At 46.5% G+C, this 13,663-nt stretch carries 10 protein-coding genes; 6 read left to right on the top strand and 4 right to left on the bottom strand.

The window, feature by feature from the left end:
* The first annotated feature begins 242 nt into the window (after positions 1 to 242).
* From mcbA to ybiJ, 5 genes are all read left to right on the top strand, one after another.
* Positions 243 to 503 (top strand): DUF1471 family periplasmic protein McbA, encoded by a 261-nt coding sequence (mcbA, locus tag QUE34_RS04795; RefSeq protein WP_024256498.1) that lies wholly within the window; start codon positions 243 to 245, stop codon positions 501 to 503.
* Positions 504 to 767: 264 nt separating this feature from the next.
* Positions 768 to 3,050 carry a catecholate siderophore receptor Fiu gene (locus tag QUE34_RS04790; protein ID WP_105268530.1) on the top strand — a complete coding sequence of 761 codons (2,283 nt, stop codon included), beginning with the start codon at positions 768 to 770 and terminating at the stop codon, positions 3,048 to 3,050.
* 212 nt (positions 3,051 to 3,262) lie between these two features.
* Positions 3,263 to 3,940, top strand: a complete 678-nt coding sequence (gene ybiX, locus QUE34_RS04785) for a PKHD-type hydroxylase YbiX (protein ID WP_032302755.1) — start codon at positions 3,263 to 3,265, stop codon at positions 3,938 to 3,940.
* 73 nt (positions 3,941 to 4,013) lie between these two features.
* Complete coding sequence (gene ybiI, locus QUE34_RS04780) at positions 4,014 to 4,280, top strand: C4-type zinc finger protein YbiI (protein WP_000146357.1); 267 nt, start codon at positions 4,014 to 4,016, stop codon at positions 4,278 to 4,280.
* 264 nt (positions 4,281 to 4,544) lie between these two features.
* The gene (ybiJ, locus tag QUE34_RS04775; protein ID WP_032302754.1) at positions 4,545 to 4,805 is read left to right on the top strand and encodes a DUF1471 family protein YbiJ; all 261 of its coding nucleotides are present in this window, start codon (positions 4,545 to 4,547) and stop codon (positions 4,803 to 4,805) included.
* 139 nt (positions 4,806 to 4,944) lie between these two features.
* Here the strand turns inward: ybiJ and hcxB are convergent, their stop codons facing one another.
* The 4 genes from hcxB to QUE34_RS04755 form a co-directional block, all read right to left on the bottom strand.
* Positions 4,945 to 6,030, bottom strand: coding sequence for a hydroxycarboxylate dehydrogenase HcXB (gene hcxB, locus QUE34_RS04770; protein WP_103253284.1), 1,086 nt, complete (start codon positions 6,028 to 6,030; stop codon positions 4,945 to 4,947).
* Positions 6,031 to 6,170: 140 nt separating this feature from the next.
* On the bottom strand, positions 6,171 to 7,133 hold the full coding sequence (gene ybiB, locus QUE34_RS04765) for a DNA-binding protein YbiB (RefSeq protein ID WP_032302742.1): 963 nt from the start codon (positions 7,131 to 7,133) through the stop codon (positions 6,171 to 6,173).
* A 27-nt stretch (positions 7,134 to 7,160) separates the two neighbouring features.
* A complete protein-coding gene (gene dinG / locus QUE34_RS04760; RefSeq protein ID WP_032302741.1) occupies positions 7,161 to 9,311 on the bottom strand; it encodes an ATP-dependent DNA helicase DinG in 2,151 nt (716 codons plus the stop codon).
* A gap of 283 nt (positions 9,312 to 9,594) precedes the next feature.
* Positions 9,595 to 11,607, bottom strand: coding sequence for a type III effector (locus QUE34_RS04755; protein ID WP_032302740.1), 2,013 nt, complete (start codon positions 11,605 to 11,607; stop codon positions 9,595 to 9,597).
* Positions 11,608 to 11,910: 303 nt separating this feature from the next.
* Between QUE34_RS04755 and QUE34_RS04750 the strand changes: the two genes are divergently transcribed.
* Positions 11,911 to 13,596, top strand: a complete 1,686-nt coding sequence (locus QUE34_RS04750; protein ID WP_157945169.1) for a hypothetical protein — start codon at positions 11,911 to 11,913, stop codon at positions 13,594 to 13,596.
* The last annotated feature ends 67 nt before the right edge of the window (positions 13,597 to 13,663 follow it).

The following is a 13,663-nucleotide window of genomic DNA, read 5'->3' as shown; positions in this document are numbered from 1 at the left end:
CCGCATAACGCGACAGGGTAAATATCTGGCTGCGTTTATCATTCTCCAAACCTTAACATGACTATGGTTTATGGCTATTCACCATAAAAATCAGCATCATTCATGTCATTGATTTGTCTTATTTTGTAAAAATATATCGTTCAAAAAATAAGCACATCTCTGTCAATTTTTTGCGTCATTTGCATCGCGCAGGCGACCTACACTTATCAGGCACTACCCGTTGTATTTATGAGGATGTCATTATGAAAAAGTGCCTCACACTACTGATTGCCACCGTCCTGAGCGGGCTCTCTCTCACGGCTTATGCCGCGCAACCAATGAGTAACCTGGACAGCGGTCAGCTACGGCCCGCCGGTACCGTTTCGGCAACTGGCGCATCAAACCTAAGCGATCTGGAGGATAAACTGGCAGAAAAAGCGCGCGAACAAGGCGCGAAAGGTTATGTCATTAATTCCGCAGGCGGAAATGACCAGATGTTCGGTACTGCAACCATCTACAAATAACCCCACCAACGTAACTGCATTCGCCTCTGGATGCAGTTTTCGCCTGTTTTGTAATCAAAAAACATCAAATATGAACTTAATGTAAATAAATGTATTTCTTTTTCGCGCAATGGGTGATAGAAAATCGCGCTAAGTGATAATGCTTATCAAAATTATTATCACTTGCACGAACACTATCACGGGATTAACAGTGGCATCGCATCCGCAGAGAGGCTTTCTCGTGACAGTGAAAATTTCAACATATAAGAAAAAGTCACCTGCAAAATGGAAAACAATCGCAATTTCCCTGCCAGACAATTTCATTCGCTCACGTTCTTTGCCGGTCTTTGTATTGGCATCACGCCTGTGGCACAGGCACTCGCCGCCGAAGGGCAAGCTAACGCGGATGACACGCTGGTTGTCGAAGCATCAACGCCTTCGCTTTACGCGCCACAACAATCTGCCGATCCGAAATTCTCGCGTCCGGTAGCAGATACTACCCGCACGATGACGGTGATTTCTGAACAAGTGATTAAAGATCAGGGTGCAACCAACCTTACCGATGCGCTCAAAAACGTCCCCGGCGTGGGTGCATTTTTTGCTGGTGAGAACGGTAACTCCACCACTGGCGACGCCATTTATATGCGCGGTGCCGATACTTCTAACAGTATTTATATTGATGGGATTCGCGATATCGGCAGCGTCTCGCGCGACACTTTCAATACAGAGCAGGTCGAAGTAATTAAAGGGCCGTCCGGCACCGACTACGGGCGCAGCGCGCCGACGGGCTCGATCAATATGATCAGCAAGCAGCCGCGCAATGATTCAGGCATTGACGCTTCCGCCAGTATTGGCAGCGCCTGGTTCCGCCGCGGCACGCTGGACGTCAATCAGGTCATTGGTGATACCACCGCGGTGCGCCTGAATGTGATGGGTGAAAAAACGCACGATGCCGGACGCGACAAAGTTAAAAATGAGCGTTACGGCGTCGCCCCTTCTGTCGCTTTTGGCCTTGGCACAGCGAATCGTTTGTATCTTAATTATCTGCATGTCACCCAGCACAACACGCCAGACGGCGGCATTCCGACCATCGGTTTGCCGGGCTATTCTGCCCCATCGGCGGGAACGGCGGCCCTGAATCATTCCGGAAAAGTTGATACGCATAACTTTTACGGCACGGATTCCGATTACGACGATTCGACCACCGACACCGCTACCATGCGTTTTGAGCACGACATCAACGATAACACCACCATTCGCAACACTACCCGTTGGTCGCGCGTGAAGCAGGATTACCTGATGACGGCGATTATGGGCGGGGCGTCGAATATTACCCAGCCCACCAGCGATGTGAATAGCTGGACCTGGTCACGCACGGCGAATACCAAGGATGTGAGTAATAAAATTCTCACCAACCAGACCAACCTGACCTCGACGTTCTATACCGGTTCTATCGGTCATGATGTCAGTACTGGCGTGGAATTTACCCGTGAAACGCAGACTAACTATGGCGTTAATCCGGTGACGTTACCTGCGGTGAATATTTATCATCCTGACAGCAGCATTCATCCTGGCGGCCTGACGCGTAACGGCGCAAACGCCAATGGTCAGACGGATACCTTCGCAATTTATGCCTTCGATACGCTGCAAATCACCCGTGATTTTGAGCTGAACGGCGGGATCCGTCTGGATAATTATCATACTGAATATGACAGTGCCACCGCCTGCGGCGGCAGTGGCCGAGGTGCCGTTACCTGCCCAGCTGGCGTGGCGAAAGGTTCTCCGGTCACCACTGTTGACACCGCCAAGTCTGGCAATCTGGTGAACTGGAAAGCCGGGGCGCTGTATCACCTGACGGAAAACGGCAATGTCTATATTAACTATGCCGTTTCCCAGCAGCCTCCGGGCGGCAACAACTTCGCCCTTGCGCAGTCTGGCAGCGGTAACAGTGCCAACCGCACCGATTTTAAACCGCAAAAAGCCAACACCAGCGAGATTGGCACCAAATGGCAGGTTCTGGATAAACGCCTGTTGCTCACCGCCGCGCTGTTCCGTACTGATATCGAAAATGAAGTTGAGCAAAATGATGACGGAACTTACTCGCAATACGGTAAGAAACGCGTCGAAGGCTATGAGATATCCGTGGCCGGGAATATCACTCCCGCGTGGCAGGTGATTGGCGGCTATACCCAGCAAAAAGCAACCATCAAAAACGGCAAAGATGTTGCCCAGGATGGTTCCTCATCGCTGCCGTATACCCCGGAGCACGCCTTTACCTTATGGAGCCAGTATCAGGCAACCGATGATATCTCTGTTGGCGCGGGCGCTCGCTATATCGGCAGTATGCATAAAGGTTCAGACGGCGCGGTGGGAACGCCAGCATTTACCGAGGGTTATTGGGTCGCCGATGCCAAACTGGGGTATCGGGTTAATCGCAATCTCGACCTCCAGCTAAACGTCTACAACCTGTTTGATACCGATTACGTCGCCTCAATCAACAAGAGCGGCTACCGTTATCACCCGGGCGAGCCAAGAACCTTCCTGCTTACCGCCAATATGCATTTCTGATTCAGATGTGGGGCGCAGGGCTCACTAATGTTGATGGCGAGAACAGGACTGCCTGATGCGCTGCGCTTATCAGGCCTACAAGGTTGTGCAATGCATTGAATTCACATCATTTGGTAGGCCGGATAAGGCGTTCACGCCGCATCCGGCATGAACAAAGCACCTGCTGTTAAAAATCGGTGTAGGGTAAAAGCCCCACTTTTTGGAGAACTTGTATGATGTACCACATTCCCTGCGTGTTATCGCCACAGGACGTCGCGCGGTTTCGTGAACAACTGGAACAAGCCGAATGGGTTGATGGACGCGTCACCACCGGCGCACAAGGTGCGCAAGTTAAGAATAATCAACAGGTAGACACCCACAGCGCGTTATACGCCGCCCTGCAAAATGAGGTGCTGAACGCGGTTAACCAACATGCATTGTTCTTTGCCGCTGCCTTGCCGCGTACCCTTTCCACGCCGCTGTTTAATCGTTATCAGAACAATGAAACTTACGGTTTTCATGTGGATGGCGCAGTACGCAGTCACCCACAAAACGGCTGGATGCGCACTGACCTTTCTGCCACGCTGTTTTTAAGCGATCCACAAAGCTACGACGGCGGCGAACTGGTCGTTAATGACACCTTCGGGCAACATCGGGTAAAACTTCCGGCAGGCGATCTGGTGTTGTATCCCTCCAGCAGCCTGCATTGCGTGACGCCCGTAACCCGCGGCGTACGAGTGGCATCATTTATGTGGATCCAGTCGATGATCCGCGATGATAAAAAGCGCGCCATGCTGTTCGATCTGGACAACAATATTCAGTCGCTGAAAAGCCGCTATGGTGAAAGTGAAGAGATCCTGTCGCTGCTCAATCTTTATCATAATCTGCTGCGGGAATGGTCGGAGATCTGACGCTTGAACTGCCCGAGTTCGTCCCTATATTAGCTACACTTAACTGTACAAGCATTGATATGGGGAGGACGATATGGCATCCGGTTGGGCTAACGATGACGCCGTCAACGAACAGATCAACAGTACAATTGAAGATGCGATTGCTCGTGCCCGGGGTGAAATTCCGCGTGGCGAGAGCCTGTATGAATGTGAAGAGTGCGGCGCCCCCATCCCGCAGGCCCGTCGGGAAGCCATTCCTGGCGTGCGCTTATGCATTCACTGCCAACAGGAGAAAGATTTACAAAAACCAGCTTATACAGGATATAATCGCAGAGGTTCGAAAGACAGCCAGTTACGTTAACTGCAACTGGCGGGATGTATAGTGAGTATAATTTGTATTTTGCGTGGCATTCCGTGCCTTTAACGCTGCCGTGACTGCCACGCTGCATAAAACAAGTCCATAAGTACAACAAATAAATGGTTTATCAGTATGTTAGATATCAATCAATTTATTTGAATAAGGCGGTCAATTCTCTTCGATTTTATCTCTCGTAAAAAAACGTGATACTCATCACATCGACGAAACAACGTCACTTAAACAAAAATCACCTGCGAGAGATTAATTATGAAAACTATCAATGCTGTTGTTGCTGCTATGGCTCTTTCAACTCTGTCATTTGGCGTGTTTGCCGCGGAACCGGTAACGGCATCCCAGGCACAGAACATGAATAAAATCGGCGTGGTTTCTGCCGATGGCGCATCCACCCTCGATGCCCTGGAAGCGAAACTGGCTGAGAAAGCTGCGGCTGCTGGTGCCAGCGGATACAGCATCACTTCTGCCACCAACAACAATAAATTAAGCGGAACTGCGGTTATCTATAAGTAATTCGTAGGCCGGATAAGGCGTTCACGCTACGTCCAGCACAAGTATTTCCCTGTCTGTTTGCCGACAGACGCATATGCTCTAACCCTCATTGATCCTATGTTACCCTTGTTTGCCCGTCCGTCACTGGACGGGCTTTTTTTTAGCTGGCTAACTGCTGACAGAAAGCCTGCAACACCTCTTCCGGCATACCAATCTGCCGTGCCGCATCACAAATGGCCTGCCAGCTTCCCGCATCCAATGGAATCCCCTGCTCCTGCCGTTCGCGACGCGTGTTAACTTCCCACTCGCCCGGTAGCAAAATCGGCTTATCGTCATCATGCGGCGAGGCTTTCACCCACTCGGCAAAGGCTTCGGTCTGCGCGCTACAATCCGGCGCGCCGAACAGTTCCGGGTTGATGATGATAGTGGTCATGCAGTTAAGAATGGCATCGGGACTGGTTTGTAACGTTTCCTGATGCGTCGTTTTACCGCCGGAAAGCGCCCCACCAAGAATTTCACACATCGCTGCAAGGGCGTAGCCTTTATGTTCGGCAAAGGTCAACAGCGAACCCAACGGCGACTCCTGCATTACCGCCGGATTGGTCGTCGGCATGCCGTTAACGTCAATCAGGCAACCTGGCGGCACGGGGACGCCTTTATGCCAGGCGACGCGAGTTTTCCCAAATGCGATGGCGCTGGTGGCGTAATCGAGCAACAGCGGGAAATTATCTTTACGTGGGAAAACCACACAGAACGGGTTGGTGCCAAAGCGGCTGTCGCGGCCGTGGAACGGCGCGACCATTGGAATACCCACCACGCTAACAAAGTGGATAGAGACAAACCCCGCCGCTGCACACTGCTCCGCCCAGTAACCGATACGGCCGATATGATGCGAGTTATGTAGCGCCACGGCAGCAATACCGTGCTGATGCGCTTTCTCAATCCCCAGCGCCATCGCTTCGTGTGCCGCGACCTGACCAAATGCGCGATCGCCATCGAGCGTGACCGCCGCCCCCGCCTCTTTAACGATTTTGGCATGATGGTTAATTTGCAGATGCCCCTGACTCCAGGAGCGCACATAGCTTGGGATCATGCCAATACCATGTGAATCATGCCCTGCCAGGTTTGCCGCGATTAAATGATCGGCGACTAATTTCGCCTCCTGTTCCTCGCTACCCATCTGACGAAATACAGCCTGAATAAAACTGTGCAGCGTCTGCGCATCGAAGCGATGACCACTTTCCATGGTTAACTCCTGTTTATGTTATGTGTTTGTTGTTTTTTTATGCTGCACGCCGGGCGCGGGAAGGTCAATAAAGATGCAGGAATTTCATATTGCGGTGGGGTAAAAGCCGGATGACATGGATCATCCGGCTGAGAAAGAAATTAAAATGCCTGATTAACACGCGCCAGGCCGTCGCTGATAGTTGCCGCTTCACCCGTAGCCACCAGGCAGCAAGCCATCTGGATTTTCAGCGATTCGGGAATCGGTTCGCTGCCAGCCAGGCAACGCTCAATCCACTGCGCCGTGGTTTCCGGATCTTTTGCTTGTGGCAGTAACTCGCTACCAGCAGTGTCCTGTTTTTCATACAGCACCCGCATCCCTTCATGGTCGATCAAATTGATTTGCGGGCAGCGCTGCGGATTAGCATACACTTCACCTTCAGTACCATGCATTAGTAGCGCCCGCCCGCCGATATCGCTAAAGAACTTCGCGACGCGTCCAATGTATTCCGGATGCGAAACGCTGGAAAGACGCAGCGCCTCACCTTCGGCAAATGGCGTCGCCAGTTTCGCCAGGGTATGTGCACTGTTACGCACGCCCATCCGCCAGCGCATCGCCAGTTGTTTTTCCAGCGGCGGGCAAAACGCGCCGACTGGCATAAACACCGGTTGATGTTCGTCGAGCTTCGCCTGCGCCTGCCCGCCGTGCAACGTTGGCGTAATACCCATCAGTTCGAAAATGGTTTCTGTCAGCACGCGAGTTGGATCTTCGCTAACCCCGTGAACCACCACAGGGAAACCGAGTTTGTGCAGCAGAATCGCCAACAACGGCGTCAGGTTGGCCTGTTTACGCGCGCCGTTGTAACTAGGGATGACAATCGGCATCGGCTTGCCAACAGGCGGCGTCAGCTTGATGGTGTGATTTTGCATGGCTTCGTAAAAGCCGAGCATCTCTGCTTCCCCTTCCCCTTTGATACGCAGCGCAATCAATACGCCGCCCAACTCAAGGTCAGGGACTTCACCATTGAGCATATGGGCATACAGACCGCGCGCAGTATCCCGGTCTAAATCGCGCGCGTGGTTTTTCCCGCGCCCGATCTCTTTAATGATTTTGCGATAGTCCATTTACGACTCCTTACCTGACTCACATCATTAACGCCGCCGACGGCGTGGGGATTTCGTTTTTTCTTTCTTTTTAACTATACCTTCAGGGACTTCCGGTTGCTCTATCGGAAATACCGGTAATGCATCCAGTAGCCGCTTGCCGTAGTTTTTGGTGAGCAAGCGTTTATCGTAAATCACCACTTCGCCCCAGCAACCGTGGCTTCGAATCAGTCGCCCAACCTGCTGAATCAGGTTAAACGAGGCGCTCGGCAGGCTTTGCACCTCAAACGGATAGCGGTTGAGGCTTTTCAGCCATTCCCCTTCGGTGATCACCACCGGGCTGTCGATGGGCGGAAAAGCGATTTTGTGGATATGCACCTGGCTGAGAAGATCACCTTTCAAATCAAGCCCTTCTGCAAAGGACTGTAAGCCCACCAGCACACTACGCTCACCGTTGGCAACGCGTTTGCGGTGCAGTTCAACTAAGCGATAACGCGGCTGATCGCCCTGCACCAGCAACATCAGGCGCAAATCCGTCACATAGTCGAGAAATCGCTGCATTGCCCGTCCGCTGGCAAACAGCACCAACATACCGAGATGTTTTTTGCTCTCCACCTGTTCACGGAAAAAGGCCGCCATTTCGGCAATGTGCTGCTCTTCGTTGTCGATGGAAGGCTCAAAGCGCATCCGGGGAATAACAATTTTGCCCTGGTCGCAATGGTTGAAGGGGGAATCCAGCGCCACAAAACGGTCGCCCGCTTTCTCTTTCAGCCCGCTCATCTCCTGCAAACGCGAAAAACTGTTCAGCGAACGCAAGGTTGCGGAGGTAACAATAATGTGCGGAATACTGCGCCACAACAGCCTTTCCAGTTGGTCGCTAACACGAATACCCACACAGTGAAACCACAGATGTAACTGCCCGTCGCGCTCTTCCCGCGTCGCCCATTTAGTGACGGGTGCACCGGAAGATTGCGCCAGAGACGCCAGCCGCCAGAGTTTGCTTTGCGCCTCGAACATCCCCAGCGCGCGGTTCATCTGCAAAATCAACCGATGCAGACGTACAATGTCATGGCTGCCGGTTTTCTCACTTAAATCGTTAAGAAATAACTCCGCCAGACCCCGCAGCATCTCGGTGAGTTTTGCCAGCCGCTGACAGATTTCCAGCACTTCCTCAGGCAGTTCCCCCATTGCAAAACGGTGCTCCGCCTCCTGACCGGCTGGCATGTAGAGATTGAGAATGTTGTTTAACGAAGCGATAAGCTCATACAACTCTTCACAATGCGCATTCAAACGTTCAGGGATTGCCAGCGGTGGGATCGTCTTCGGGCGAAACTGCTCCATACAGGTAGCAACAAGCTTCGTAAACAAGTCCAGCTGCAGCCGATACCACGGCGCGGTAATTTCGGCGCTCATCTCCAGCGCATCCCGTGCCACATCCGGCAGGTGATGACCTTCGTCCAGCACCAGCAGCAGATTTTTCGGGTCAGGTAGTACGGCTTCGCTTTCCATCGCCGCCATCACCAGCGCATGGTTTGCCACCACCACTTCCGCTTCCTGAATCTCCCGACGAGCAACAAAAAACGGGCATTCACGATAGTAGTAACAGTTGCGGTTGAGGCAGCTGGCTTTGTCGGTACTTAAACGACGCCAGAGATCATCATCTATAGCGATATCCGTATGATCGCGCAGACCATCCCATTTATAAGTGTCGAGATCGCCCTTCAGCTTCGCACAACGTTTTTGCTCTTCCTGATTGTTCGGCGTCAGTTCGTCGTCAAGAAACGCCAGCAGATCCTGTTGCGTGGGTTCAGTGCTGGCGAGCGCCGTCAGATTACGCGGGCAAACGTAGCGCCCACGCCCGAAAGCGGCGGTAAATTTAAGATCGGGAATGATCTTTTTCAGCAACGGTAAATCTTTGCTGTAGATCTGATCCTGCAAGGCCACGTTAGCGGTACTCACCACCAGCGTTTTTTGCTCTTCGCGGGCAATGGCGATGCCGGGGATCAAATAGGAGAGCGTTTTCCCAACGCCGGTAGGGGCTTCAATCGCCAGATGCCGCCCTTCTTCTCCGGCCAGCGTTTTGGCGACGTCCGCAATCATCTGCCGCTGCGGCGCACGGGGAATAAAGTCGGGGATCTGTTCCTGAAGCGCCTTATACCAGGCGGCAATTTGCGCTTTAAGCGCGGCGGTTAATGCCATGAGAAAACCTGAAATACTGTATAAACAGCCAATATTGTGGCATTTTTCGGTTTTCAGGGGTAATGGTTTTTCTGTTTCTGGAAAGCGGCTCGCAAACACGCCCTCACACAATATATTTGATTGAAAGTTCGACGGCACGGTGAGCGCCAGTCTTCAGGGCAGAAAACAGCAAGTGATACCTCATTTCGTGGTTACACTTGCCGCCGTCATCGCTTCGCAGGAACCGGTATTGCCCGCCCTGGCCTGAGCCAGGGCCATCAATGCCATTATCCTGTTGGGATCTTTACAGCCATGCGTCTGGCGTCCACTCGGATAAAACTTTAGAAAAACGATATTGTGCGTAGCGGACCATATCACGATATAACGAACTTATACGCAGCTGGTTGGCCTCTTCATTAGACAGATTATTGAAATCAAGCAATACCGCTTTGTATGTATTAAAAGTTTGACTGCTTATCATATTTTCATCTAAAGAGTGAGCTTTAGCCAATAAAGCAAATGCATAACGTTTTAAAATTTTTGACGCATCAGGAATACCGTTAAAGACATTACTGTGAGAAATATTTGCAAATACGGCGGACAGACAGAAAAATATTTTAGATTTATCACTTTCACTGGCCTCTTTGAGATCCAGCATCGTTAATAGATTAGTGTAATGTTTTTCTTTCAAAGTATGCTGTTGCCATTGGTCTGAATCGGTCATCAAAGAGGAAAATAATGATTTAAATTCTGTCGATTGATTATCCGATTCTGGCACAAAGTCTGTTTTTCGCATTATTGCTGACATAAATACATCACGAATATAACCTTTCAATCCAAGAGCATTGAGAATCAATTGGTGTTTCTTATTTTTCTGCGCATATTCCCATCCTTTTGCAAATAAAGGAAATGCACACGTACAAATCGTTTCTGGATCATCTCTGACAACTTCATGGGTATCCTGCAAAGATGGATAAATAGAGTAATTATTCCAGATGGTCTTTTTCTTAACTTCTGGCTCAAGCATTGAGATTAACGCCTGGTGCGATAAGCGCATTACTCGCCCAGAGTTATCGGATGATAACAGGATATAACATTTATTATCTTTATCTAACAATCCTTGCAGCTGATTGAAATTCAACTTTATTTCTTCAGTAACGAATTGTTTTATTTCAGGTAATACCTGATAATTGTGATAAAGGTCAAATGCTAAGTTTTTCTCTTCCACACTTCCGTTTTCAAAAAGCAAATCAATAAATTGAATAAATCTATAATTTTCAGAAACCATCAACTCTGGTCTCTTTAAAAAGAGAGCATGGAAAAAGTTAATTATTTCCGTATCGTTACTCAGATTTTTATTTCTGAAGTAGCACAGATACGTATCCAATGCGCGCATAACAAGTTCATGATCGCTATTAAGTGGGGATTTTAATAGTTTTGCTATTATGGACGATGGGAATGCTACCATGTCCCGCAGCGTGAAGAGTTCCATGCCATCAGTTAATTGCGTTAGCAAATCTTTTACTGTTTTTATGTTATCAGTATTATCATTGAAAGATTCGTCTGCCAGAGACTCTAGTTTTTCTATCATCCCCCCGATTACAAATATATCTTTTTCGCTCTCCACGTCATGATTAGACATATCATCGACGATATCTTTAACTTTACTATCACTTTCATATAGTTTTTCTCTCACAATATTATTAGCGTTTACTGCAGAAGTCGCATCATAATAGGATGGCGGAATAATAACAGAGAATTCGTTAGTGAATATAGAATGATATGCAAGATTATCATCATTCAATTTCTCACCAACGTTAAGCGAATTAATATCCCTCAGAATATGCGTCTCAATCTGACTGTCAAAAAGACTTTTAGAAAAACCACTACCTTCAGTCAGTTCAATTTTCATCCTGAGTATTTTATTTTTGAGGTCAGAAAATGTATTTACATAAGGAATAAAAACATCTGATGAATTAGAGTTATTTTTCTTTCCATTAATATTATCTATTCTGACGGTGATCCCTTTCTCATCACGATGAATTGCATTATTCATATTTATAGAGATCACATTTTCATGTCTGGATTGCCCGGTTTTAATCGTCATATTGATATCATTTGCGCTGATCTCCGAAATCTCACTGACGAATTTTTTAAATGCACTATAGCGCTGGTGGCCAGCATTAAATTTGCCAAATGAAACATAATATGCGAAGTGTTCAAGGAAACCATGTAATTCCAGTAAATTAACCGGGTCAGAACCATGCACCATATTTAATAACATCGTCGCATAACCATTGCATTTTGAACAATCCATACACCGCTCCTTTGCACTTGAATGATCTGCGGATCATAAGCCTGGCAAAATGGGGAATCTTACAGAAATCGCTCATTTTTAACTTTTCGCACAACAAACTCAGGATAACCTGGTTATGAAATTTTGCTGCTGCACGGCTCTAAACAGACTGACTATCAATCTTTCTATCAATAAGCAGAAATGAGCGATTTTTGATAGTTAATTTAAATTATTTCATAGTAATACTTTCATTATCTATAGCTTGCACATAATGATTACTTATTATTTTTATCAATTTTAATTTGACGTATTAAAGGAGTTAATATGCGTAATTTGTTTGAGCAGTGGCCATTATTTAAACCTAACACACCAGGCAACTCCAACTATTTCCCTGACAACTTATCCATTACAGATATGGTTTTCTGGTTTGACAATAATGCCAAAAAACTGCTAGATGTTATTAAAAAAACAAAGAACCATGAACAAAAGCAGATGTTCATTCAGCATTTAACATCAACCTTATATAATAATAAGGTATTAAACAACCCTTATCATTTAGAACCGCAAAAAATTTCGAATGAGCAAATAGCCTTACCAATAATTAATATTTTATATGATAATTCTGACGTATTTCATAAAGAAAGTATTTTGTTTTTTTCACAATTATTTATAAAAAATATCAAACTTTTCGATATAAATAGTCCGGAAGATTTAATGATTTTTGATAGCTCCGATGCATCTTCTATTTTTGATACCCAGGGGTACCTCTCGACGTATCATGTTCAGCCAGATTTACTCGATTATAAGAACAAAATAATCATCCTTTTGGTTAAAATTCTTAATCATATTAATGACAAAAATAGCAAATACAACACTGAGGAAAAGAAAGTTTTCTATAACAAGTTATTGGCACCACTACGCCATATAAATAACGACGGAAATAAAATATTGATATTAAATTATCTTATAACGAACATCTTTACCTCCACAAATTCAAATCCTGATAGTTTGCTCTTTGATGCCATACTGGATATTGCACATAACTCTGTTCACAGAGGATATTTAAATCAACATAGTTTAATCAGGCATCGCTGCGTCCAACACGCACTGATTAACATCATCTCAAAACAAACAGACATTGACTTAAAAATAAAATGGATAAAAGATATAGTTTTAGTGTTGAAGTTACAACATGATGATTTATCGAAATGTATCAGCCCACTGATTTTCGCTATTGAATCGATAAAAACAACTAGCATTAGCGATGCGACAATTAAATCCTCTTCACAAATATTAAAATTGCATAATTATATGGAGATGTGTTATACACTTTTTGATAGCTATCCAAATTTAATAACTGAATATAATGACTTATTCACGGATTGTATTTCTATTGTTACACAATACGATCTGAGAGGATATTTCAGCAGACTGTTTGAGATGATAGAGATTACCGACAATGAAACTAAAAAGAATACAACTGCTTTTTTAATTAGCAGAATTGAATCCCGGCATTTATATCAACCTAAAATTGCCGCTCAATCTTTGAAATTGTTATTGAATACAGATATTCCTTATGCATATTCATCATTGCCAACATTACTTAATATTCTACAAAAAACAGTTTATGAACCGGGGCATCTGGAGTTACTCGATAAAGTGTTAAAGTTATGTGCCAAAAATATTCAGGCGTCAGAATTTGACAGTTTATTGGAACTGCTAAAGATATACGGTAATGAAACGACTGCACACTTTATTTTGCTTAGGGAGATAGTCGGATACACTATAGACAATGAAAATAATAAAATCAGGGACAGAATCAAGCTAATACTAAATCACATATCTCATAATAATTTTCCAGATGATGAACAAACACTTTATGCAATAGCATGTTTATTCCAGACTTTCCCAAAATTTGTTTATGAATATCAACCAATGTTATTAACAATAAGTGAAATTGCAAGAAGAAATAATTTCATTGCCATTTTAAATACACTAGATAGATCATAAAGCAAATTTATTAAAAACAATAAAATCAGACATGACATGCATGTCTGACCGTGTTACCTGAATAAAG

This window comes from Escherichia sp. KS167_9B, assembly GCF_030295215.1.
Lineage (GTDB): Bacteria > Pseudomonadota > Gammaproteobacteria > Enterobacterales > Enterobacteriaceae > Escherichia > Escherichia coli_F.
This window is presented reverse-complemented; position numbering and strand designations above follow the sequence as displayed.

What these genes read in the sequence shown, in the direction of transcription:
- mcbA (WP_024256498.1), top strand. Translation starts at nt 243, where the DNA reads ATGAAAAAGTGCCTCACACTACTGATTGCCACCGTCCTGAGCGGGCTC.
- QUE34_RS04750 (WP_157945169.1), top strand. Translation starts at nt 11,911, where the DNA reads ATGCGTAATTTGTTTGAGCAGTGGCCATTATTTAAACCTAACACACCA.
- ybiJ (WP_032302754.1), top strand. Translation starts at nt 4,545, where the DNA reads ATGAAAACTATCAATGCTGTTGTTGCTGCTATGGCTCTTTCAACTCTG.
- ybiB (WP_032302742.1), bottom strand. Translation starts at nt 7,133, where the DNA reads ATGGACTATCGCAAAATCATTAAAGAGATCGGGCGCGGGAAAAACCAC.
- dinG (WP_032302741.1), bottom strand. Translation starts at nt 9,311, where the DNA reads ATGGCATTAACCGCCGCGCTTAAAGCGCAAATTGCCGCCTGGTATAAG.
- hcxB (WP_103253284.1), bottom strand. Translation starts at nt 6,030, where the DNA reads ATGGAAAGTGGTCATCGCTTCGATGCGCAGACGCTGCACAGTTTTATT.
- ybiX (WP_032302755.1), top strand. Translation starts at nt 3,263, where the DNA reads ATGATGTACCACATTCCCTGCGTGTTATCGCCACAGGACGTCGCGCGG.
- ybiI (WP_000146357.1), top strand. Translation starts at nt 4,014, where the DNA reads ATGGCATCCGGTTGGGCTAACGATGACGCCGTCAACGAACAGATCAAC.
- QUE34_RS04790 (WP_105268530.1), top strand. Translation starts at nt 768, where the DNA reads ATGGAAAACAATCGCAATTTCCCTGCCAGACAATTTCATTCGCTCACG.
- QUE34_RS04755 (WP_032302740.1), bottom strand. Translation starts at nt 11,607, where the DNA reads ATGGATTGTTCAAAATGCAATGGTTATGCGACGATGTTATTAAATATG.